This is a genomic window from Polaromonas sp. CG_9.5 (assembly GCF_035984465.1).
Classification (GTDB): Bacteria; Pseudomonadota; Gammaproteobacteria; order Burkholderiales; family Burkholderiaceae_C; genus Polaromonas.
This window is the reverse complement of sequence record NZ_JAXCHR010000003.1, coordinates 89,911-110,163: the sequence shown is the minus strand read 5'-3', so window position 1 is coordinate 110,163 and position 20,253 is coordinate 89,911. Positions and strand designations below refer to the sequence as shown.

The following is a 20,253-nucleotide window of genomic DNA, read 5'->3' as shown; positions in this document are numbered from 1 at the left end:
GATTAATGCTCAAACAGGCCGCTTTCGCACTGCCGGCGGGCGCAGGCAGCTACAAAATAAGTAGCAATTCAGCTAATCACCAGCCTTCTTTTCCGGTTGATGCAGTGCCGCCAGAAAAAACCGCGTGGCCTCGCTCAGCGGGCGGTCCCGGCGGGTAATCGAGCCAAACGACTCCATCTTGTGCCGGATAGCACACGGCAACACCCGCAGCAGCCCATGCCGCGCGTACGTGCCGGCAATCGACAGCGGCACGACGCCAATCATGTCGGTTTCGGCAATCAGGTTGGTCGTGGTCAGGATGGACGCGGTTTCTATCAAGCCGCGCGGCAACGGGGCCTGCTGCATCCGGAACTCCTGCTCCAGCACTTCGCGCATCGGGCTGCCGGTGGGCTGCAATATCCACGGGTAGTCGAGCAAGCTGGAAAACGCCACAGTTTTGCGGCTGGCCAGCGGGTGCTGCACGCCGACCACGACGGCCAGTTCCTCGTTTTCCAGCGGCGTGAATACGTAATCAGCCCACTGCTCGCCCCGAATCCGTCCAATCGCCACATCCAGCACGCCTTCGCGCAGCAACTCAAACAGGCGGTCGCTGGTGTCTAGCGTCACATCGAGCGACAGCAGCGGATAGGCTTTTTTCAGCGCAATGATGGCGTGCGTCAGCAGTGTCGGCGACGGTGCCATGATGCTGCCCACCGACAGCCGGCCTGAGCTGCCCAGCTGCAACTCGGCCAGCTCCCGCGTCATGGACGCCAGCGTGCCCCGCATGCCGGTGAAGTAACCCAGCACACTGGTGCCGGCAGGCGTCAGCTTCTGTCCGCGCCCTACCCGCTCAAACAGTTTTTGCCCCAGGGCCGACTCCAGCTCCTGAATCATCTTGGTCGCGGCGGGCTGCGTCATGCCGAGTTCTGCCGACGCCTTTCGCAGTGTGCCGTGTTCGCCCACCGCAAGAATCAGCGCAACCTGCCGCATGCGCAAGCGGTTCAGCAGCTGGGGAATCAAAGAAGGGGTGTTCATGCGCGTCAAACCGGCTCAAAAAAAGTGATGGGCAATGATAACCAGCGCTTATCAAATAATCATTAATTTTCAATTTACGTTAAGTTTTTGCCCCACTACGATCGGCGCAGTGATTCATAACAACAACCCGTGAGACAAGATGAAAAAAGTTCTGACCCTGCTCGCAGTCGCCTGCGCCTTCACCAGCACGCTGCCTGCCTTCGCCCAGGAATGGCCGACCAAGCCGGTGCGCATTCTGGTCGGCTCGGCGCCCGGCGGCGGCACTGACGCGATGGCGCGTGCGGTGGCTGACCGGCTCGGGCCGCTGCTCAAGCAAGCCGTGGTGGTCGAGAACCGGCCCGGCGCATCCAACACGCTGGCCGTTGACGTGGTGGCCAAGTCCACCGACGGTCACACGATGATCATGGGCGTCTCCACCGCGCACGCCATTGCGCCGCACCTGCTCAAGCTGAACTACGACAACAACAAAGACTTGGTGCCGGTGGTGTTTGTCGGCGCCGTGCCCAACGTGCTGGTCGTCAACAACGCCCTGCCGGTCGATTCGGTCCAGTCTCTCGTCAAGCTGGCCAAGGAAAAGCCCGGCCAGCTCAACTACGCCTCCAGCGGCTCGGGCAGCACGCAGCACATTGCCGCCGAATTGTTCAAGGATGCATCGGGCGTGTTCATCACGCACATTCCTTACCGGGGCAGCGGCCCGGCGCTGATTGACCTGGTCGGCGGCCAGGTGCAAATGAGTTTTGACACCATGCCGTCGGTCATCGGCCAGATCAAGAGCGGCCGCATGAAGCCGCTGGCGGTGGCCAGCGCCAAGCGCAATCCACAGCTGCCCAACGTGCCCACGATGGCAGAAGCCGGACTTAACGGCGTGGAAATGAACGCCTGGTACGGCATTTATATGCCCGCCTCGACCCCCAAAGCCGTGCAAGACCGCGTTTACACCGAAGTGACCAAGGTGCTGGCGATGCCTGAAACACAAGCCCGCCTCGGTGCCATCGGCGCCGACCTGACGCCCATGACGCAAGCCCAGTTCGCGGCCTTTCACACGGCGGAAAACAAACGCTACGGCGAACTGATCTCCAAGAAAAACATCAAGCTGGACTGACGCCATGAACCTGCAGCAAAACCCCGTCGTCGCCTTGACCCTGGGCGACGCAGCCGGCATCGGCCCCGAGCTGATCGCCCGACTGCTGAGCCAGCCGGGCATCACGGACAACGCCAATATCGTGCTGATCGGCGACCCTTGGCTGTGGCAGGACGGCCAGTCCACCGCCGGGCAACCTGTCGCCACGCAAGCCGTTGCGTCGCTGGCCGACGTGCGCAGCCGCGCCGACCAGTGCCTGCCGGCTTTTCTGGCCGTTGACACGATCCAGCCGGCGGACGTGCAACGCAGCCAGGCACAGGCAGCTTGCGGCACGGCGGTGCTCAAGGTGCTGGATATGTGCATGGACGGCACCAAGCGCGGCGAGGTCGATGCGATCTGCTTTGCACCGCTGAACAAGCAAGCGATGAAGCTCGGTGGCTTGAAACACGAAGACGAGTTGCACCACTTTGCCGAGTACCTGGGCGTGACCGGCTATTTCTGCGAATTCAACACGCTCGGCGACCTGTGGACATCGCGCGTGTCGTCGCACATTCCGCTGAAAGACGCGGCCAGCGTGCTCAGCCAGGAGCGCATCGTGGACGCGGCCCGGCTGATCTACCAGTCGCTGCAGGCCAGCGGCACGGCGCATCCGAAGGTGGCGATTGCCGCCTTCAACCCGCACGGCGGCGACGGCGGCGTCTGCGGACGCGAGGAAATCGACATCATCGTGCCGGCGATTGAAGCGCTGCGCGCCAGCGGCTTCCCGGTCGATGGCCCTTTCCCGGCTGACACCATCTTTCTGAAGGCCCGAGACGGCCAGTACCAGGCCATCGTCACCATGTACCACGACCAGGGCCAGATCGCCATCAAGCTGATGGGCTTCAGCAAGGGCGTGACGGTGCAAGGTGGCCTGCCGATTCCCATCACCACGCCGGCGCACGGCACGGCCTACGACATTGCCGGCCAGGGCGTGGCCGATGTCAATGCCACGCTGAACGCTTTTCGCATCGCCTGCCGCATGGGTGCGGCACGGCTTCATTCCTGAACAAAGCATCACCACCATGAAAATCAAATCCGTACGCGCCCGTGTTTTTGAGTGGAAGGGCAAAACCGTTCCGCCGCAGGGCAATTTTTGCGCCAACGCCATGGACCTGGTGTATTCGAACACCGAATCCATGAGCACTTTCCGCTTTTACTCCTGGACCGTGGTCGAAATTGAAACCGACGACGGCATCATCGGCCTGGGCAATGTCGCCCTGGCGCCAAGCATTGCCAAAGCCATCATCGACCAGTTCCTGACGCCGCTGGTGTTGGGCCAGGACCCGTGGGATTACGAATACCTCTGGCAGCGCATGTACCGCGCAACCCATGCCTGGGGCCGCAAGGGCGTGACGATGGCGGCGATTTCGGCGATTGACCTGGCGATCTGGGACATTCTGGGCAAGTCGGTCAACAAGCCGGTGTTCAAGCTGCTGGGCGGCCGCACCAAGGAAAAAATCCCGGTGTATTACTCGAAGCTCTACCGCACCAACCTCGATGACATGCAGGCCGAGGCGCAAAAGTACAAGGACGAGGGCTTTACTGCTTTCAAGATGCGTTTTGGCTATGGCCCGGCGCACCTGCAAAAGGGCGTGGCTGAAAACCTGAAGTCGGTCGAAGCGATCCGCGAAGTCATCGGCTACGACAACGACCTGATGCTCGAGTGCTACATGGGCTGGAACCTGGAATACGCCAAACGCATGCTGCCAAAACTGGAAAAGTTCGAGCCGCGCTGGCTGGAAGAACCCGTGATTGCCGACGACATCGACGGCTACGCCGAGTTGAACCAGCTCACCAGCATTCCGATTTCAGGCGGCGAGCATGAATTCAGCCTGTACGGCTTCAAGCAGCTGCTGGACAAAAAAGCCATCAGCGTGGTGCAGTACGACACCAACCGCGTCGGCGGCATCACGGCGGCGCACAAGATCAATGCGCTGTGCGAAGCGTTCAGCGTGCCGGTCATTCCGCACGCCGGCCAGATGCACAACTACCACCTGACGATGAGCACAATTGCCTCGCCGATGAGCGAATACTTTCCGATGTTTGACGTGGAAGTCGGCAACGAATTGTTCTATTACATCTTCGACGGCGAGCCCGTGGCCGAAAACGGCTTTGTGCAACTCGACGACAACAAGCCCGGCCTGGGTTTGACCCTGAAAACCGAGTTTCTGGATCAGTTCAACATCATCGAGTGACCATGACAGCACGCTACAAGGGCGTATTTCCGGTGGTGCCCACCACGTTTACCGATACTGGCGAACTCGATCTGCAAAGCCAGAAGCGCTGCGTTGATTTCATGATTGACGCAGGCTCCAACGGCCTGTGCATTCACGCCAACTACTCCGAACAATTCTCGTTGTCAGATGTCGAGCGCGAAACTATCACGCGCACCGTGCTGGCGCATGTGGCGGGCCGGGTGCCGGTGATCGTCACCACCTCGCACTACGCCACGTCCATCTGCGCGGCCCGCAGCCGCAACGCACAGGATATGGGCGCGGCGATGGTGATGGTGCTGCCGCCCTACCACGGCGCAACATTTCGCGTGCCCGAAGCGCAGATTTACGAATTCTTCGCCCGCGTGTCTGACGCCATCGACATCCCCATCATGATTCAGGACGCGCCCGTCAGCGGCACCATGCTGTCGCCGGCTTTCCTGGCCCGTATGGCCAAAGAGATCAAGCAGGTGTCGTATTTCAAGATGGAAACAGCCGGTGCGGCGTCCAAGCTGCGCGAGCTGATCCAGCTGGGCGGCGACGCCATCGAAGGCCCGTGGGACGGCGAAGAAGCCATCACGCTGCTGCCCGACCTGGACGCGGGCGCGACCGGCGCGATGACCGGCGGCGGCTACCCGGACGGCATCCGCCGCATCATGGACGCCTATGCCGCCGGCAAGCACGAAGAAGCCGCTGACCATTACATGCACTGGCTGCCACTCATCAACTGTGAAAACCGCCAGGGCGGCATTTTGACGGCCAAGGCGCTGATGAAGGCCGGCGGCGTCATTAGCTGCGAAGCGGGCCGCCATCCGTTTCCGGCCATGCAGCCTGAAGTGCGCAAAGGGTTGCTGGAAACCGCTCGGCGTCTGGACCCGCTGGTGCTGCGCTGGGGTAAATAAACCGCAGGGCGTAACCAACTCACTACGAATACGGTCAAGAAGCCCAAAGCGCTTGCGCAACGCCAGCGCTTTGTGGCTAGGGATTGACTAAATTCGCGGCAAAGCCAGCCATTGCCCGGCCAGATGATGCACGGCGATGCGGTGGTCAAACACCTCTTCAAGCGCGCGGTGCGTCGCTGCGTCCACGCAAGCGCCGTGGTGCGTCACGCGGCCTTTTTCCATTACCACCAGTTCATCGGCCTGCAAGGCAAAAGAGATTTCGTGCAGCACGCTGACCACCGTCTTGCCGCTGGCGACCAGCTGGCGCACCATCAGCAGCCAGTCGGTCTGGTGCGGCGGGTCGAGGTTGGCCAACGGCTCGTCCATCAACAACACCTCGGCTTCGACCGCCAGCGCACGCGCCAGCAAGACCCGCTGGCGTTCGCCGCCGGAGAGCTGGCCCAGCGCCCGGCCGCGCCAGTCCCAGGCCTGCGTCGCGCGCAAGGCACGCTCGACGGCGGCATGGTCAGCAGCGCTGGGCGGCGCCAGCCAGGCCTGGTACGGCAGGCGGCCCAGCATGGCTATGTCGTAGACCGTCAGGTCGTCCGCCGAGCTTTCGTTCTGGCCCAGCCACGACAGTTGCTGCGCCCGCTGGCGCCCGCGCATTCCGGCCATCGGCTGACCCAGCAAAGTCACGTCGCCACTGTGAGTCAGCAACCCGGCCAGCACTTTCAGCAGCGTTGATTTGCCCGCGCCGTTGGGGCCGACGATGCTGGTCCAGCGCCCGCGTGGCAACGCCAGGTCAATACTGTGCAATATCTCGTCATTTCCGAGCCTTGCGCATAGGGAGCGGGCACTGATAGCTATTGAATCCATAGCGGCATTGAATGCCGGAGCCGTCACAGCCCGTTTCCCCGGCCGGTATTTCGGTGCATCAGCCAGAGCAAATAAGTGCCGCCCAACACGGCGGTCAGCACGCCGACTGGCAGCTCTTGCGGCGCAATCAACCATCGCGCCAGGATGTCGGCGGCGCTCAACAGCACCGCGCCCATCAAACTGGCCAGGCCAATCAGCCGGCCATGCGTGGTCTTGACGACCGAGCGCACCAGGTGCGGCGCGGCCAGGCCGACAAAGGCAATCAGCCCGGTTTGCGCCACCGCCGTGCCGGTTGCCAGAGCCAGCACCGCCACCAGCGCCGCGCGCATCTGCGGCAGCGGCAGGCCCAGGCTGTGCGCGGTCGATTCGCCCAGCGCCAGGCCATCAAGCGCGTGGCTCAGCATCCAGGCGGCCAGCATCATCACGGCAAACACCGCGCCCATGATGGCGCAGGCCGTCCAGCCGACAAAAGCGGTGCTGCCCAGCATGAAAGACTGCATGGCCTGCATGATTTCGGGCGTGAGCAGCAAGATCAGCGACGTGATGGCACCCAGCACCACACCGACAATCACGCCGGCCAGCAGCAGCCGCAGCGTGTGCTGCACGCCCTTGGCCAGCAGCAAAGTCAGCAGCACGGCCAGCACGGCGCCGACAAAAGCCGCCCCCGTCAGCCCGATGCGCGCCAGCCAGTGCGTGGCCAGCGGCGACACGCCAAACAGCGCCATCGCCAGTGCCACACCCAGCGAAGCCCCCGACGCACTGCCCAGCAAATACGGGTCGGCCAGCGGGTTGCGAAACAGGCCCTGCGCCACCGCACCCGCCAGCCCCAGCAGCGCCCCGGCCAGCCACGCGCCCAGGGTGCGCGGCAGGCGGATTTCCGAGACAATCAGCAGCGCCTGCGCATCGTTTCGCATGTTCAGCACGCTGTCAAAACCGGTGCTACCCACGCTCATGCCCAGCAGCAGCAAAGCGAGTGATGCGGCCACCAAGCCGATGGCCAGCCAAAACGCCTTGCGGTGCTGGCGGGCGAAGCTCAGGCTCATCCGCCTGCAGCCCCGGCCTTGCTCGCGATGCATTCGGCCATGATGCGCGCGGCCTCGGCCATGCGCGGGCCGGGCCGGATCAGCACGTCAGACTGCTCGGGGGTGAAGACGCAAATGCGCTGCTCGCGAATCGCCTTGATGGCACCCCAGCCGGGATAGGCTTTCATGGCGTCGGCGCTGCGGCTGCTCACCATGATGAGGTCAGGGTTGGCGCGCACCACGAACTCCGGGTTGATGCGCGGAAACGGCCCCAGCGCAGCAGGAATGATATTTTTCACGCCCAGCCGGGTCAGCGTTTCGCCCATGAAGGACGACTCGCCAGCAGCGTAAGGCCCCCGGCTGACTTCAAAATAAACCCGCGTGTTGCGGGTACTGGCCGGCAGCGACTGCGCGGCCGCCGAAACACCACTGTCGATGAGGCGCCAGACACGGCCAGCGCCCGTAGCGTCAGGAATGTCAAGCAGCGCGCCCAGCTTTTTCAGCACGCGCTGTACATCGACATGGCTTTTGGGCTCCAGCGCCACGACTTTGAGGCCCAGCGACTCCAGGCGCTGGGTGGCGCGCGACGACGTGGCCAACACCACCACATCCGGCCTGAGCGCGACGATGGCCTCGATGTTCGGATCCAGCCCGCCGCCCACTGTGGGCAGGCTTTTGACACTGGCCGGGTCGTTGGAATAGCGGTCTACGCCCACCAGCCGCTGGCATGCGCCCAGCGCGCAGATGCTTTCGGTCAGCGAAGGCAGCAAGCTGACGATGCGCTGCGGGCTTTGCGCCAGCGTGACGCTGACGCCCCGGTCGTCGGTGAGTTGCAGGGCGTGGGCCGGAGCCAGTGCGGCCAGGCTGAGCAGCAGCATGAACGCTGTTGTGAAAGTTTTCAGCGCGCTGGCCCTCACCCGGCGGGAGGTGGAACAAGAAAAATTCTTCATGCCGTGCCTTTCAAAGTCAGCGGCAAACCGGCTGCCATGAAGGTCACGCGCTGGCAGGCCTGCGCCACTTGCTGGTTCAGCAACCCCAGCGCATCGACAAACGCCCGCGTTTCGCGCCCGAGCGGAATCACGCCCAGGCCAATCTCGTTGCCAACCAGCACGACCGGGCCGGCGGCGTTTTCTATTGCTCCTAAAACCATAGCTATTTGCGGCCGTGCAGCTTGCGCCAGAGCCTCATTTTGTTCATTATTTTCGGCGGGCATGAGCAAATTGGTCAGCCACAGCGTCAGGCAATCCACCACGACTAGGGTTTGCGGCTGGCTATGACACGCCAGGGTTTCGCCCAGCGCCAGCGGCTCTTCAACGGTGTGCATGCCCGGCACACGCGCGGCGCGGTCAACTTGGTGGCGCGCAATGCGTTCGCGCATTTCCTCGTCCCACGGCTGGGCGGTGGCGATCATCACGGCTTGATGCGACGGCGATTGCGCCAGCCAGCTGCGCGCCAGCAATTCGGCGCGGCGCGACTTGCCGCTTTTTTGGCCACCCAAAATCAGCTCGCTGCGGGCGGCGGACAGCAACTCATCCATGTGCTGCATTCCAACCGAGGATGAACTTGTGCAGCTTTTCCACGCCATCGGTCAGCGCGGCCGGGCCGGGCTGCAGGATTTCGGACGACTTGATCTCGAACAGCTGATTGTTTTTGATGGCCGGCACGTTTTCCCATCCGGGCCGTGCGGCAACAAGTTCGGGTCGGAATTTCTTGCCGCACCAGGAGCCAAAAATAATGTCGGGCGCACGCTGCACAATCTCCAGCCCGTCGGCAATGATGCGGCCCTTGCCCATCGGCTCTTTGGCCAGTTCAGGAAAGCAGTCGTCGCCGCCGGCAATGCCGACCAACTCGGACACCCAGGCGATGCAGCTGATGTGCGGGTCGTGCCATTCCTCGAAAAACACCTTGGGGCGGCGCTTGAGTGAACGCGCCGCCTGCTCGATGGCCAGCAGCCGCTGCTGCATTTGCCCGATCAGCACCATGCCGCGCTCGACCTGCCCGACCATCGCGGCGAGCTGGTACATCATCGAGAAAATCTCGGCCACGCTGCGCTGGTTGAAGATGGTGACCTGGATGCCATGGCGAATCAGCTGCGCGGCAATGTCGGCCTGCAGGTCTGAAAAGCCGATGACACAGTCGGGCTTCAAATCAACAATCTTGTCGATCTTGGCGCTCAGGTAGGCGCTGACCTTGGGCTTTTCGTCTCTGGCGCGCGGCGGACGCACGGTGTAGCCCGAGATGCCGACGATGCGGCGCTCTTCGCCCAGCAGATACAGCCATTCGGTGGGCTCTTCGGTCAGGCAGACGATGCGCTGCGGGCCGTAGGCCGAGGTGTCTTTGCTGGCGGCCCATTTGCGCCAGTCGCTTGCGGTGTCAGTCATGGTCGTCCTTCAAAAACAGGCGCGCCGCCGCAGCCGGGCTGGACGTAAACCAGGCATGAAAATAACTCGCCTTGACCGCGCCCGTCGGACCCGAGACATACAGCGCCTCGCCTTCACCGCGCAAGGTGCGCCCCGGCGCGGCCTGGGTGCGGCGGGCAGCGGGCAGCGGCGTGGCGCAGGTGGAATAGTGAAAGGTGTGACCGCGCAAGGTACCGCCCGGCATGTACAGCTGCTGCGGCCCCAGTGCAGCGAGCCGCTTTTGCATCGTCACGCGGCCGGGCAGGACGCCCCACATCGGCTGGCTGACGCCGTCGGTGTCGATGATTTCATCAAACAAGGCCATCATGCCGCCGCACTCGGCCCAGACCGGCTTGCCGGCCTGAACGTGCGCGGTGATGCTGCTTTTCATGGTGCTGTTGGCGCTGAGCATTTGGCCATGCAGTTCGGGGTAACCGCCGGGCAACCAGAGCGCGTCGCAGTCCGGCAGTGCATCATCTGCCAGCGGTGAAAAATACACCAGTTCGGCACCCATCTCCTGCAGGCAGTCGATGTTGGCGGCATACAAAAAGCAAAAGGCTGCATCGCGGGCGACGGCAATCGTGTGGCCCTGCAATGCGCCGGCGGGAAAGTCCTGCGCTGGCGCATCACGGCCCTGAAAGTCAACCGCCCAGGCTTGCAGGTCGTCGCCCGACATCTGCCCGAGTCGCGTAGCCGCCAGCGCATCGGCCGCTGCATCCAGCCGCTGAAGTGCATCGCCCAGTTCATGGTCCATCACCAGGCCCAGATGCCGCTCGGGCAGCGTCAAGGCTTCATTGCGCATCAGGGCGCCCAGCCATTGGGCCGGGTCGCGCAGGCTGTCTTCCAGCATCACGGCATGGCCGGGGGACGCCACCCGGTTGGCCAGCACGCCAGCAAAGCTCAAGCCTTCGCGGTAATGCTGCAAGCCCCAGGCCAGCGCGCCAAAGGTTCCGGCCATCGCGCTGGCATCAATCACCGCGACGACCTTCAAACCAAAGCGCTGCGCCAGATCAGCGGCGCTGGGCTGGCCGTCAAACAGCCCCATCACGCCTTCGACAATGATGAGGTCAGCGTCTTGCGCGGCAGCGTGCAGACGTTGCGCGCAGTCGGCCTCGCCGGTCATCCACAAATCGAGCTGATGGACTGGCGCGCCGCTGGCCAGCGTCAGCCAGTACGGGTCCAGAAAATCCGGGCCGCACTTGAAAACGCGCACCTGGCGGCCCTGCCGCGCATGCAGCCGGGCGAGCGCGCAGGCCACCGTGGTCTTGCCCTGGCCGGAAGCCGGGGCGGCGATGAGGATGGCGGGGCAGCGGGCCATGCTTATTTCGGTGCCCACTTCACGCCGGCATAGAACGTGCGACCGGCGGTGCCATAAGTACGCGCCACTTCGTATTTTTTGTCGGCCAGGTTGTCAATGCGCGCCAAGAGCGTCCAGTCTTTGGAAATCGGCGTGCTGGCGCTCAGGTTCACCAAGCTGTAGCCGCTCAGGACGCGGGTATTGGCCGCATCGTCAAAGCGCTTGCCCGAAAACTGCGCTTCGGCGCCCAGCTGCCAGTTGGCGACGCGGGTGTCGGCGCTCAGGGTGGCGTGCTCTTTGGCGCGGCGGGCCAACGATTTCCCGGTGGCAAGGTCGCGCGGGTTTTGCACATCCAGCGAAGCCGCCAGGTTGACGCCGTTCATGGCATGCGCGGCCGACAGCGTGGCGCCCGAATACTCGGCACGCGCCGTGTTGGAATAGCAGCCAAATGTCGAGATGCAGCCGCCCGCACCGGCAAAGGTGATCAGGTTGTCCACCTTGTTGCGATACGCCACCAGCCCCGCGCTGCTGGCACCCTGCGCCCAGCGCAGGCCGAGTTCGACGTTGCGGCTTTTTTCAGGCACCAGCGTGGCCACGCCGTATTGACTGAACCGCTGGTAGAGCGTCGGCGCACGAAATGCCGTTCCGGCTGAGGCGGTTGCTCGCCAGGCGGGCGTAAAGGCGTAGGCGTAGGCAGCGCTGCCGGTGGTCTTGCCACCAAATTCGCTGTCTTTGTCATGGCGAACATTGAGCTGGACGGTGTGTGCCTGATGGCTGAAGCCATAGCCCAGCGCCAGCGCGTTTTGCGAGCGGCCCTGGTCAATGGGGGCGTTTTTCAGGTGGTCTTCCTTGCGTTCCAAGGCTGCGGTCAGCAGATGCTCGCCCAAACGCACTTCGTTCAGGAGCGTGTAGCCGCGCAGGCGCGTCTCGGTCAGGTAAGGTGAAGGGGTGGTTTCATAGCGGTCTGTGGATTCAGTCACTGACAGCCGGGTGCTCCAGGCTTCGGTCCACTGCGCTTGCCAGTTCAGGCCCAGCGTTTGGAGCTTGTGCAGATTGCGGTCGTCCGCGCGCAGGCTGTTGTCATAGCCCGAATTGCCGTCACTCGACAGATAGGTCGCTTCAAGGCGCTGCGCCTTGTTGATCTGAAAGCCCAGCCGGAGGTTGGCTGACTGGTTGCGGTAGCCGTCCTTGTCGGGATTTTGCCCGGCAATGGGACGCGCGTTGAAGCCATCGCTTTTTTCATGCGCCAGACCCAGCGCGTAGTCAAAAGCCCCGCTGGCACCGCTGAAACCGGCCTCCAGCTTGCGCGTGTTGTAAGTACCCACGCCGACACCGGCATAGGGGGAAAAGCCGGTTTCGCCGCGCCTGGTGAAGAACTGGATCACGCCGCCCAGCGCGTCCGAGCCGTAAACAGCAGCGGCCGGGCCACGCAGCACTTCGATGCGGTCAATCAGCGCCAGCGGAATGGCCTCCCAGGCCGCGCCGCCGGTCGCCTGGGAATCGATCCGCACGCCGTCAATGTAAACAGCGGTAAACCGTGATTCAGCGCCGCGCAAGAACACGCTGGTCGTGGCACCAGGGCCGCCGTTGCGTGTAATTTCAATGCCGGGCAGGCGCTTGAGCACATCGGCCACGCCCACCGCGCCGCTGCGTTCGATTTGCGCGCGGTCAATGATGCTTACGTCGGCCACCACATCGCTCAGCGGCTGCGCCACGCGCGTGGCCGTCACGACGGTTTCTGCGAGTTGAGGAGTGGCCTGCGTTTGGGCAAAAGACGGAAATGCAGCAGCCAAGGCCAAAGGCAGCACGGCCAGGCGTGCGCTAAAAAAACAAGTTTTCATGAATCGAACCAGCGACAAAATGCCGTCACCAGCGTCCCCGCCAGTGCATGAGCGTTACGAAGGCGCATGCCTTTTTACAAAACATGCGCCTTCACGTTGTTGGCCGGTATCCGGGCTGGCGGAACTGCTTTCATCGCCTTCCCGAGCACGTGTTCAAAACGCTCAGTGGCTCATGATGAAAACTGACTGCAGCCCCTATTTTTCAGGGTGCTGCAGTCGTCCGTTTACCGTTGCGGGGGCAGCGCAGGTTAGAGGTCAAAGCGCTTGGCAAACCGGTTTGATCCGGCGCGCATGGCGTTGACTTCCCCCTGCTTCCCGTTGAACTGCAGCCTGTGAACCACGCCGCGAGCACCAACAGGCGAGATTCTACGCGGCAAAATGCTGCAAACCCTACAATCGGAAGTTCCATGCCGAACCCAAACCAAGTTACCCAAATCGACCAAATTACCGAGCGCGTAGAGCAGCTTTTGCTGCGCTACGAAAAATTGCTGCGCAGCAACGCGCAGTTAGGCCAACAAGTCAGCGCACTGACACAGGAGCGTGACTCGCTGAAGTCGCGGCTAAGTGCTTCACGCGCCCGCGTGGACGCCCTGGTCAAACGCCTGCCCGAGAGCGCCGAACCTCTTGTCAATACCCCCCTGGACCCTGCGCGATGAAACAGCTGGAAGTACAAATCATGGGGCATAACTACCTGCTGAGCTGCCCTGAAAACAGTGAACCCCAACTGTTTGAAGCCGTCAAAAAGGTCGACATTGCCATGTGCAAAATTCGCGATGCAGGAAAAGTCAAGGCGCGCGACCGCATTACCGTGCTGGCAGCGCTCAATCTTGCCTTTCAACTGCTTGAGCCAGCGCCAGTGGCGGACGTGCCCGATGCGGCGCTGCAAGCCTTGCTGCAGCGGCTGGACACCGCGCTGGCCGCTGAAAGCCCGAAGCCGTAATGTTTCCAGCTTTTGGCTTTAACCAAGGGCTGTAAAGCCTACAATTAAGCGGTCTGCGATGCGCACCGGGCTTTATATTTCCTTGAACCAATGCTCCACGAGCACGGGCTTGGTAAATTGTCAGGCTGGCGTGATCGTCTCGCGTCAGACGAACCCGAAGCCTGACTGCCCTCGCCCACCTGAACCCCGGTTCAGGATGACGGTCCGGTGGCATTCGCAGACACCTTTTATGCCTCCCGCTTGAAGCCGCTCACCGTTTTGGTTAAAACGCGCCGGGCACTTCAACGCCTGAACGACACGCGCCATGATTCTCGGACCCCTGCTGATTGTTGAGCTTGCTACGCTCGGTGTGTGTACCGGCTTTCTGGCCGGTCTGCTGGGCATCGGGGGCGGCATGCTGATGGTGCCGTTCATCACCATCATTCTGGCCAATTACGGTGTCTCTGCCGACCTGGCCGTGAAGATGGCCATTGCCACCTCCATGGCGACCATCATTTTCACCTCGCTGTCCAGCGTTCGCGCGCACCATCGACGCGGCGCTGTCCGGTGGGACATCGTCAAGCGGTTGTCTCCCGGCATCGTGCTGGGCAGCATCGTCGGCAGCCTAGGCGTTTTTTCACTGCTCAAGGGCTCTTATCTGGCCATTTTCTTTGGCTTGTTTGTGAGCTTTTCCGCCACGCAGATGTTCCTCGATAAAAAACCCAAACCAACGCGCCAGATGCCCGGTACTGCAGGACAACTGGCGGCGGGCGGTTTTATTGGTTTTCTGTCTGGCCTGGTGGGTGCGGGCGGCGGTTTTATCAGCGTGCCCTTCATGACCTGGTGCAACGTCAAAATTCACAACGCCGTCGCCACCTCTGCCGCCCTGGGTTTTCCGATTGCTTTAGCCAATGTCTTGGGCTACGTCATCAGCGGACAAACGGTGCAAAACCTGCCGGAAAATTCTTTTGGCTACATCTGGCTGCCGGCACTGGGCGTGATTGCGGTGTGCAGTTTTCTGACGGCACCGCTGGGTGCCAAGGCCGCGCACAGCATTCCGGTCGGCAAGCTCAAGCGCGTATTTGCCAGCATTTTGTATGTGCTGGCGGCCTACATGCTCTACAAAGGCTTGAGCAGCCTGGCTTGAGCCTGACTGACGCCGGTTAACGCTTACGGGCTCAGGCGACGAGCGGCGACGCCATCACCACCATGCCGTCTTCGTCGGCATAGAGCCAGTCCCCTGGCCGAACCCACACGCCCTGAACCTGCACAGGGATATCGCGCTGGCCTTCATGGCGTTTCTCGGTAGGTAACGGCATGGCCGCCAGTGCGCGTAGGCCGATGCTGCACTGCGCGAGTTCAATCACGTCGCGCACGCAGCCGTCCACCACCACGCCGGCCCAGCCGTTTCTGGCCGCTGCAGCGCCCAGGTTGCCGCCGACCAGCGCGCGGCGCAGCGAGGCGCCGCCATCGACGACCAGCACCCGGCCCTCGCCGGGCGAATCCACCGCAGCCTTGACCAGCGAATTGTCTTCAAAGCATTTCACTGTTGACACGGGCCCGCTGAACCGGGCCATGCCGCCGAAATTTTTGAACACGGGCGGCAGCACCCGGAACTGGCCCGAAGAGTCGTTTTTATGAACATCGCAAAGATCGCAGGTTGCGAACGCAACAGAAGGGGCAAGGGTCATTTCGGGTTCGCTTTCAGCAAAAGAGTGAAGGATTTTTCGGGTAGTTGCGCCGCTGCATAAGGCTCAGCGCGACACGCAAACAGTGATTTTTTGATTTTCAGGGCTAAATCTTCTGAATGAGGCTGGAAATAAAGTGTTTTTCCGCTTTCAAACCGGATTTTCTTTAGTAGCATGCGTTAAGCCCCGGGGAAGTGGTTCTTCGGGTAGCGATCTGTCAACTGTCTAGAAGGAATCCATCATGGCAACTGCCCCCAAAGCACCAGCAAAAAAAGCGGCCCCTGAAAAAACTGTCGCTGCAAAAAAAGTAGCACCTGCCAAAAAAGCCAGCCCTGCCAAGGACGCTGCAGCAGACACCAAAGCGGCCGTGCCAGCCAAGAAGCGCACACCGAACCCAGCGTTCATGAAAGCGCTGACATTGAGCCCCGAGTTGTCGGCTGTGGTCGGCGACAAGCCTTTGCCACGCACTGAAATCGTCAGCAAGCTGTGGGTCTACATCAAGGCCAACAATCTGCAAGACCAGGCCAACAAGCGCATGATCAATGCAGACGCAAAACTGCTGGCTGTTTTCGGCAAGCCCCAAGTATCCATGTTCGAGATGGCTGGCCTGATCGGCAAGCACGTCAAATAAACGGCACTTTTCTGTCCGTCAAAAAGCCGCTGTTCAGCGGCTTTTTTTATGGCTGTCTGCAAATCAGCGTTCGGCTTGAATGGGGATGCGCAAGCGGCTGCAGTTTGATCGACGAGGAAAGCGTTCTGCCGCGCTACTTATTTAATAGCTGTAAGCGCTTTCTGCTATTGCGCAAGAGGCCTGTCTTATCACTAATCAACAATTTTCACGCATCCTTCAGGCATCCACGCTGCCCGTGACGGGCCGCACGATGCGGGTGATGTGGCGAAAACACACCCACAAGGCCAGTAGAGCAAATCGAGCAGCCTGGACTCACCTTCCAGCCCCGTGACCGGACCGGTGTTGTGATGCACAAGCCTTTTCCCCAACCCTGTTAGCGTGGGCGCAGGCAGGCAACCTTGCCCGTTCAGCCCCGGCTGCGCATGATGTCCGGCGTACTGACCTTCACATCGCCGCACTGGGCGCGCTGGCGCAAGGCATGCTCCATGACGACAAGCGCCAGCATGGCTTCGGCAATCGGCGTGGCGCGAATGCCGACGCAGGGGTCGTGACGGCCCTTGGTCACCACCTCGGCCGGGTTGCCGTCGGTATCGATCGACTGGCGCGGCGTGATGATGGAACTGGTCGGCTTGATGGCAATCGTCACCTCCAGGTCCTGCCCGGTGCTGATGCCGCCCAGCACGCCGCCGGCATTGTTCGAGAGGAAGCCTTCGGGCGTCAACGAATCACCATGCGTCGTGCCGCGCTGCGTGACCGCGCCAAACCCCGCGCCAATCTCCACACCCTTGACCGCATTGATGCCCATCATGGCAAAGGCAATGTCGGCATCGAGCTTGTCAAACAGCGGCTCGCCCAGGCCGACCGGCACGCCAGAGGCCACCACGCGAATGCGCGCGCCGCACGAATCGCCGGCCTTGCGCAGCGCGTCCATGTAGTTTTCAAGGTGGGACACGTCGGCGCTGGGGGCAAAAAACGGGTTGTTCGGCACATGCTCCCAGGACTCAAACGGAATCACCGCCTCGCCGATTTGCGCCATGCAGCCGCGAAAGGTGGTGCCGTACTGTTCAAGCAGCCATTTCTTGGCCACCGCGCCCGCCGCCACCATCGGCGCTGTCAGCCGGGCCGACGAACGGCCACCGCCGCGCGGGTCGCGCAGGCCGTATTTGTGCAAGTAGGTGTAGTCGGCATGGCCGGGCCGAAAGGTGTCCAGGATGTTGCCGTAGTCCTTGCTGCGCTGATCGGTGTTTTTGATCAACAGGCAGATCGGCGTGCCGGTGGTCTTGCCCTGGTACACGCCCGACAGGATTTCGACCGTATCGGGCTCGTTGCGCTGGGTGACGTGGCGACTGGTGCCGGGCCGGCGCCGGTCCAGGTCGTCCTGAATGTCCGCCTCAGTCAGCGACATGCCCGGCGGGCAGCCGTCAATGATGCAGCCAATAGCCGGGCCGTGGGATTCACCAAAGTTGGTGACTGCGAATAGGGTTCCAAAGGTATTTCCACTCATGGCGCGGATTATCCCAGACGGTTTTGCCGGCTTTCAAACCTATTGCCAGAAAGCTTTCGGACATCGCGCTATTTGGTGTGCAAAGCCGTTTTTCTGCGGGGCACAATCGGGTTTGGCAGAGCTGGTTCTACGGGGGCTGGTGTTCGTTGCCGCTACAGGATTTCAATGAACGAAAAAATCACGCTGATACTGGCCCAGATGGCGGCGCTTGAAAATGATTTGCGCACTGCCGTGCACGAACAGGAAAGCAAAATGTTCTTTCAGATCAAAGGCAAACGCGTGGAGTTTGAAAGCTCGGTCAAGGCAGCGCACCGCAAGCTCAAAAAGAATTTCTTTCGCTGGCTGGTCACCGACCGCCCCCAGAACCTGATCACCGGCCCCATCATTTACGCCATGATTTTTCCGCTGATGATGCTGGACATCTGCGTCAGTTTTTACCAGTGGGTTTGCTTCCCCATTTACGGCATTACCCGGGTGCGACGTGCCGACTACATCGTGTTTGACCGCAGGCACTTGGGCTATCTCAATTTCATCGAGAAATTTCACTGCACTTACTGCGAATACGGCAATGGGCTGATGAGTTACATGGCCGAGATTCTGGCGCGCACCGAGGAATACTTTTGCCCCATCAAGCACGCACACAAGATTCTGGGCACCCACACACGCTACAACCGATTTCTGGACTATGGCGACGCTGCCGACTATGAAGCCAAGCTGGAAGAATATCGGGTGGCACTGGGCAAGGTCAAATAAGCCCCACAAGACTCAAACCGCGCGAACCCGCCATGCGGCGCAGCCAGCGTGACGGGCCGCATTTCAGCCCAACCAGCCCAAAGCATCAGTCACGATCCGCATCGCTTTCGGCAGGCCAGTCGCGGATGTAGGCCTTGAGCATCTTGTTTTCAAAATTCTGGCTGTCCACCACGGCCTTGGCCACGTCGTAGAAGCTGATCACGCCCATCAGCATGCGCTGGCTCATTACCGGCATGTAGCGGGCGTGGCGCTCCAGCATCATGCGGCGCACCTCGTCGATTTCGGTGTCGGGCGTGCAGGTCATCGGATGGTCGTCCATCGCCTTGCGCACCAGCGTGCGGCCAATTTCGCCGCCATTGTTGACGATGCAGACAATCACCTCGCGAAAGGTCAGCATGCCGACCAGGTCGCCATGCTCCATGACCACCAGCGAGCCGATGTCTTTTTCGGCCATGATGTCCGCCGCCTTGGCCAGCGGCTCGTCGGGCTGGACGGTGTACAGCGTGTTGCCTTTGACCCGCAGGATGTCTGCTACCTTCATCGTTTTTCCTAGGTGGTTCTGGCAGCAGCGCCTGCCAGCGTGTGTTTCAGGGTCACCGCCGTGACGCGGTGCGGGTATTCAAGGTAAAAATCGGCTTTCAATATAGCCCACAATGCTTTCACCAATATAACGATTATCACGACGTTATCGGACCGTAAATCTGCCCCTTATCGGGCGCTTTGGGCCCCTGCCCCGGATGCGGCGGGAAGCACTTGAAAAATCAGCTTTTTTTGCACTGGAGACTTCATTCATGCCCGGTTATTCAGACCCCGGTTTCGACACGCTGGCGCTGCACGCAGGCGCAGCCCCCGACCCCACCACCGGCGCGCGCGCCGTGCCGATTCACCTGACCACGTCGTTCGTGTTCGAGTCCAGCGACCATGCCGCCAGCCTGTTCAATTTGGAGCGCGCCGGCCATGTCTATTCGCGCATCAGCAACCCGACCAACGCGGTGCTGGAAGAGCGCATTGCCGCACTCGAAGGCGGCATTGGCGCCATTGCCACGGCCAGCGGCCAAGCGGCGTTGCACCTGAGCATTGCCACGCTGATGGGTGCCGGCTCGCACATCGTCGCCAGCACGGCGCTGTACGGCGGCAGCCAAAACCTGCTGCATTACACGATGCGCCGCTTCGGCATCGACACCACCTTCGTCAAGCCCGGCGACATCGACGGCTGGCGCGCGGCGGTACGGCCCACTACCAAACTGTTTTTTGGCGAAACCGTCGGCAATCCGGGACTTGAAGTGCTGGACATCGGCGCAGTGGCCGCCATTGCCCATGAAGCGCAGGTGCCGCTGCTGGTCGATTCAACGCTGACCTCGCCCTGGCTGATCAAGCCGTTTGACCACGGCGCGGATCTGGTCTACCACTCGGCCACCAAATTCCTGAGCGGCCACGGCACGGTGATTGGCGGGCTGGTGGTCGATGGCGGCAGTTTCGACTGGGACCGGTCTAGCAAATTCGCCGAACTGACCCAGGCTTATGACGGCTTTCACAACATGGTGTTCAGCGAGGAAAGCACCGTCGGCGCTTTTTTGCTGCGCGCCCGCCGCGAAGGCCTGCGCGACTTTGGCGCCTGCATGAGCCCGCACACCGCCTGGCTGATATTGCAAGGCATTGAAACCCTGCCGCTGCGCATGGCGCGCCACATGAGCAACACCGAAAAGGTAGTTGGATTTTTGGCAAGCCATCCGTTTGTGTCGCGCGTTGGCCATCCGCTGCTCGAATCGCACCCGAGTCATGCGCTGGCGCAAAAACTGTTGCCGCGCGGCGCGGGGTCGGTGTTCAGCTTTGACCTCAAAGGCAGCCGCGAACAAGGCAAGGCGTTTGTGGAAAGCCTCAAGGTCTTCAGCCATCTGGCCAACGTCGGCGACTGCCGCAGCTTGGTGATTCACCCGGCCAGCACCACGCATTTCCGCATGAGCGATGAGGCGTTGGCAGGCGCGGGCATCACGCAGGGAACGATTCGCCTGTCCATCGGCCTGGAAGACCCGGACGACCTGATCGACGACCTCAAACGCGCCCTGAAAGTGGCCGAGAAAGCGGGGGTTTGAGC

The 20,253-nt window shown here is 61.7% G+C and carries 22 protein-coding genes, 1 other RNA gene and 1 riboswitch; of the genes, 11 read left to right on the top strand and 12 right to left on the bottom strand.

Annotated features, from left to right (window positions below; genetic code table 11):
* Positions 1-72: 72 nt before the first annotated feature.
* On the bottom strand, positions 73-1,014 hold the full coding sequence (locus RCH06_RS03435; RefSeq protein ID WP_327080027.1) for a LysR family transcriptional regulator: 942 nt from the start codon (positions 1,012-1,014) through the stop codon (positions 73-75).
* Between the two features lie 139 nt (positions 1,015-1,153).
* Here RCH06_RS03435 and RCH06_RS03430 point away from each other — a divergent pair, with 139 nt between their 5' ends.
* From RCH06_RS03430 to RCH06_RS03415, 4 genes are read left to right on the top strand one after another with little or no spacing between them, the layout of a single operon-like run.
* Positions 1,154-2,116, top strand: a complete 963-nt coding sequence (locus RCH06_RS03430) for a Bug family tripartite tricarboxylate transporter substrate binding protein (protein WP_327080026.1) — start codon at positions 1,154-1,156, stop codon at positions 2,114-2,116.
* A 4-nt stretch (positions 2,117-2,120) separates the two neighbouring features.
* A complete protein-coding gene (locus RCH06_RS03425) occupies positions 2,121-3,140 on the top strand; it encodes a 4-hydroxythreonine-4-phosphate dehydrogenase PdxA (protein ID WP_327080025.1) in 1,020 nt (339 codons plus the stop codon).
* Positions 3,141-3,156: 16 nt separating this feature from the next.
* On the top strand, positions 3,157-4,329 hold the full coding sequence (locus tag RCH06_RS03420; protein ID WP_327080024.1) for an L-rhamnonate dehydratase: 1,173 nt from the start codon (positions 3,157-3,159) through the stop codon (positions 4,327-4,329).
* A 2-nt stretch (positions 4,330-4,331) separates the two neighbouring features.
* Positions 4,332-5,249: a dihydrodipicolinate synthase family protein gene (locus tag RCH06_RS03415; RefSeq protein WP_327080023.1), complete on the top strand. Its 918-nt coding sequence runs from the start codon at positions 4,332-4,334 to the stop codon at positions 5,247-5,249.
* Between the two features lie 87 nt (positions 5,250-5,336).
* Here RCH06_RS03415 and RCH06_RS03410 read toward each other — a convergent pair whose 3' ends face one another.
* The 7 genes from RCH06_RS03410 to RCH06_RS03380 form a co-directional block, all read right to left on the bottom strand.
* On the bottom strand, positions 5,337-6,104 hold the full coding sequence (locus RCH06_RS03410) for an ABC transporter ATP-binding protein (protein WP_327080022.1): 768 nt from the start codon (positions 6,102-6,104) through the stop codon (positions 5,337-5,339).
* A 23-nt stretch (positions 6,105-6,127) separates the two neighbouring features.
* Entirely contained in the window at positions 6,128-7,147 is a 1,020-nt protein-coding gene (locus RCH06_RS03405; RefSeq protein ID WP_327080021.1) for a FecCD family ABC transporter permease, read from the bottom strand.
* Positions 7,144-8,004, bottom strand: coding sequence for an ABC transporter substrate-binding protein (locus RCH06_RS03400; RefSeq protein ID WP_327080020.1), 861 nt, complete (start codon positions 8,002-8,004; stop codon positions 7,144-7,146). Before RCH06_RS03400 ends, RCH06_RS03405 begins: the two co-directional genes overlap by 4 nt.
* Positions 8,005-8,072: 68 nt before the next feature.
* Positions 8,073-8,663 carry a bifunctional adenosylcobinamide kinase/adenosylcobinamide-phosphate guanylyltransferase gene (cobU, locus tag RCH06_RS03395; protein ID WP_327080019.1) on the bottom strand — a complete coding sequence of 197 codons (591 nt, stop codon included), beginning with the start codon at positions 8,661-8,663 and terminating at the stop codon, positions 8,073-8,075.
* Positions 8,656-9,507, bottom strand: coding sequence for a cobalamin-binding protein (locus RCH06_RS03390; protein ID WP_327080018.1), 852 nt, complete (start codon positions 9,505-9,507; stop codon positions 8,656-8,658). Before RCH06_RS03390 ends, cobU begins: the two co-directional genes overlap by 8 nt.
* Entirely contained in the window at positions 9,500-10,843 is a 1,344-nt protein-coding gene (locus RCH06_RS03385) for a cobyrinate a,c-diamide synthase (protein WP_327080017.1), read from the bottom strand. Before RCH06_RS03385 ends, RCH06_RS03390 begins: the two co-directional genes overlap by 8 nt.
* 2 nt (positions 10,844-10,845) lie before the next feature.
* A complete protein-coding gene (locus tag RCH06_RS03380) occupies positions 10,846-12,663 on the bottom strand; it encodes a TonB-dependent receptor domain-containing protein (protein WP_327080016.1) in 1,818 nt (605 codons plus the stop codon).
* An 84-nt stretch (positions 12,664-12,747) separates the two neighbouring features.
* Positions 12,748-13,033: riboswitch (cobalamin riboswitch) on the bottom strand.
* A 37-nt stretch (positions 13,034-13,070) separates the two neighbouring features.
* Between RCH06_RS03380 and RCH06_RS03375 the strand changes: the two genes are divergently transcribed.
* The 4 genes from RCH06_RS03375 to RCH06_RS03360 all read left to right on the top strand — a co-directional run bounded on the left by RCH06_RS03375 (position 13,071) and on the right by RCH06_RS03360 (position 14,729).
* Positions 13,071-13,319: a DUF904 domain-containing protein gene (locus RCH06_RS03375; protein WP_327080015.1), complete on the top strand. Its 249-nt coding sequence runs from the start codon at positions 13,071-13,073 to the stop codon at positions 13,317-13,319.
* Complete coding sequence (locus tag RCH06_RS03370; RefSeq protein WP_327080014.1) at positions 13,316-13,603, top strand: cell division protein ZapA; 288 nt, start codon at positions 13,316-13,318, stop codon at positions 13,601-13,603. Before RCH06_RS03375 ends, RCH06_RS03370 begins: the two co-directional genes overlap by 4 nt.
* A gap of 47 nt (positions 13,604-13,650) precedes the next feature.
* A non-coding RNA gene (gene ssrS, locus RCH06_RS03365) (6S RNA) lies at positions 13,651-13,830 on the top strand.
* Between the two features lie 77 nt (positions 13,831-13,907).
* The gene (locus RCH06_RS03360; protein ID WP_327080013.1) at positions 13,908-14,729 is read left to right on the top strand and encodes a sulfite exporter TauE/SafE family protein; all 822 of its coding nucleotides are present in this window, start codon (positions 13,908-13,910) and stop codon (positions 14,727-14,729) included.
* Positions 14,730-14,760: 31 nt separating this feature from the next.
* Here RCH06_RS03360 and rraA read toward each other — a convergent pair whose 3' ends face one another.
* Positions 14,761-15,273 (bottom strand): ribonuclease E activity regulator RraA, encoded by a 513-nt coding sequence (rraA, locus tag RCH06_RS03355; RefSeq protein WP_327080012.1) that lies wholly within the window; start codon positions 15,271-15,273, stop codon positions 14,761-14,763.
* On the bottom strand, positions 15,270-15,446 hold the full coding sequence (locus RCH06_RS03350) for a hypothetical protein (protein ID WP_327080011.1): 177 nt from the start codon (positions 15,444-15,446) through the stop codon (positions 15,270-15,272). Before RCH06_RS03350 ends, rraA begins: the two co-directional genes overlap by 4 nt.
* Before the next feature lie 65 nt (positions 15,447-15,511).
* Between RCH06_RS03350 and RCH06_RS03345 the strand changes: the two genes are divergently transcribed.
* Entirely contained in the window at positions 15,512-15,901 is a 390-nt protein-coding gene (locus tag RCH06_RS03345; RefSeq protein ID WP_327080010.1) for an SWIB/MDM2 domain-containing protein, read from the top strand.
* Between the two features lie 406 nt (positions 15,902-16,307).
* Here the strand turns inward: RCH06_RS03345 and aroC are convergent, their stop codons facing one another.
* On the bottom strand, positions 16,308-17,405 hold the full coding sequence (gene aroC / locus RCH06_RS03340; RefSeq protein WP_327080009.1) for a chorismate synthase: 1,098 nt from the start codon (positions 17,403-17,405) through the stop codon (positions 16,308-16,310).
* Positions 17,406-17,570: 165 nt separating this feature from the next.
* On the opposite strand from aroC, the gene RCH06_RS03335 reads away from it, so the two are divergent.
* Positions 17,571-18,158, top strand: a complete 588-nt coding sequence (locus tag RCH06_RS03335; protein WP_327080008.1) for a hypothetical protein — start codon at positions 17,571-17,573, stop codon at positions 18,156-18,158.
* 85 nt (positions 18,159-18,243) lie between these two features.
* Here RCH06_RS03335 and RCH06_RS03330 read toward each other — a convergent pair whose 3' ends face one another.
* On the bottom strand, positions 18,244-18,699 hold the full coding sequence (locus RCH06_RS03330; RefSeq protein ID WP_327080007.1) for a CBS domain-containing protein: 456 nt from the start codon (positions 18,697-18,699) through the stop codon (positions 18,244-18,246).
* 250 nt (positions 18,700-18,949) lie between these two features.
* On the opposite strand from RCH06_RS03330, the gene RCH06_RS03325 reads away from it, so the two are divergent.
* Complete coding sequence (locus RCH06_RS03325; RefSeq protein ID WP_327080006.1) at positions 18,950-20,251, top strand: O-acetylhomoserine aminocarboxypropyltransferase; 1,302 nt, start codon at positions 18,950-18,952, stop codon at positions 20,249-20,251.
* Positions 20,252-20,253 lie beyond the last annotated feature (2 nt).

What these genes read in the sequence shown, in the direction of transcription:
- RCH06_RS03350 (WP_327080011.1), bottom strand. Translation starts at nt 15,446, where the DNA reads ATGCTACTAAAGAAAATCCGGTTTGAAAGCGGAAAAACACTTTATTTC.
- RCH06_RS03360 (WP_327080013.1), top strand. Translation starts at nt 13,908, where the DNA reads ATGATTCTCGGACCCCTGCTGATTGTTGAGCTTGCTACGCTCGGTGTG.
- RCH06_RS03390 (WP_327080018.1), bottom strand. Translation starts at nt 9,507, where the DNA reads ATGACTGACACCGCAAGCGACTGGCGCAAATGGGCCGCCAGCAAAGAC.
- RCH06_RS03325 (WP_327080006.1), top strand. Translation starts at nt 18,950, where the DNA reads ATGCCCGGTTATTCAGACCCCGGTTTCGACACGCTGGCGCTGCACGCA.
- RCH06_RS03415 (WP_327080023.1), top strand. Translation starts at nt 4,332, where the DNA reads ATGACAGCACGCTACAAGGGCGTATTTCCGGTGGTGCCCACCACGTTT.
- RCH06_RS03385 (WP_327080017.1), bottom strand. Translation starts at nt 10,843, where the DNA reads ATGGCCCGCTGCCCCGCCATCCTCATCGCCGCCCCGGCTTCCGGCCAG.
- RCH06_RS03335 (WP_327080008.1), top strand. Translation starts at nt 17,571, where the DNA reads ATGAACGAAAAAATCACGCTGATACTGGCCCAGATGGCGGCGCTTGAA.
- RCH06_RS03400 (WP_327080020.1), bottom strand. Translation starts at nt 8,004, where the DNA reads ATGCTGCTGCTCAGCCTGGCCGCACTGGCTCCGGCCCACGCCCTGCAA.
- RCH06_RS03380 (WP_327080016.1), bottom strand. Translation starts at nt 12,663, where the DNA reads ATGAAAACTTGTTTTTTTAGCGCACGCCTGGCCGTGCTGCCTTTGGCC.
- RCH06_RS03330 (WP_327080007.1), bottom strand. Translation starts at nt 18,699, where the DNA reads ATGAAGGTAGCAGACATCCTGCGGGTCAAAGGCAACACGCTGTACACC.
- RCH06_RS03410 (WP_327080022.1), bottom strand. Translation starts at nt 6,104, where the DNA reads ATGGATTCAATAGCTATCAGTGCCCGCTCCCTATGCGCAAGGCTCGGA.
- RCH06_RS03345 (WP_327080010.1), top strand. Translation starts at nt 15,512, where the DNA reads ATGGCAACTGCCCCCAAAGCACCAGCAAAAAAAGCGGCCCCTGAAAAA.
- RCH06_RS03435 (WP_327080027.1), bottom strand. Translation starts at nt 1,014, where the DNA reads ATGAACACCCCTTCTTTGATTCCCCAGCTGCTGAACCGCTTGCGCATG.
- rraA (WP_327080012.1), bottom strand. Translation starts at nt 15,273, where the DNA reads ATGACCCTTGCCCCTTCTGTTGCGTTCGCAACCTGCGATCTTTGCGAT.
- RCH06_RS03375 (WP_327080015.1), top strand. Translation starts at nt 13,071, where the DNA reads ATGCCGAACCCAAACCAAGTTACCCAAATCGACCAAATTACCGAGCGC.
- aroC (WP_327080009.1), bottom strand. Translation starts at nt 17,405, where the DNA reads ATGAGTGGAAATACCTTTGGAACCCTATTCGCAGTCACCAACTTTGGT.
- RCH06_RS03405 (WP_327080021.1), bottom strand. Translation starts at nt 7,147, where the DNA reads ATGAGCCTGAGCTTCGCCCGCCAGCACCGCAAGGCGTTTTGGCTGGCC.
- RCH06_RS03430 (WP_327080026.1), top strand. Translation starts at nt 1,154, where the DNA reads ATGAAAAAAGTTCTGACCCTGCTCGCAGTCGCCTGCGCCTTCACCAGC.
- RCH06_RS03420 (WP_327080024.1), top strand. Translation starts at nt 3,157, where the DNA reads ATGAAAATCAAATCCGTACGCGCCCGTGTTTTTGAGTGGAAGGGCAAA.
- cobU (WP_327080019.1), bottom strand. Translation starts at nt 8,663, where the DNA reads ATGGATGAGTTGCTGTCCGCCGCCCGCAGCGAGCTGATTTTGGGTGGC.
- RCH06_RS03425 (WP_327080025.1), top strand. Translation starts at nt 2,121, where the DNA reads ATGAACCTGCAGCAAAACCCCGTCGTCGCCTTGACCCTGGGCGACGCA.
- RCH06_RS03370 (WP_327080014.1), top strand. Translation starts at nt 13,316, where the DNA reads ATGAAACAGCTGGAAGTACAAATCATGGGGCATAACTACCTGCTGAGC.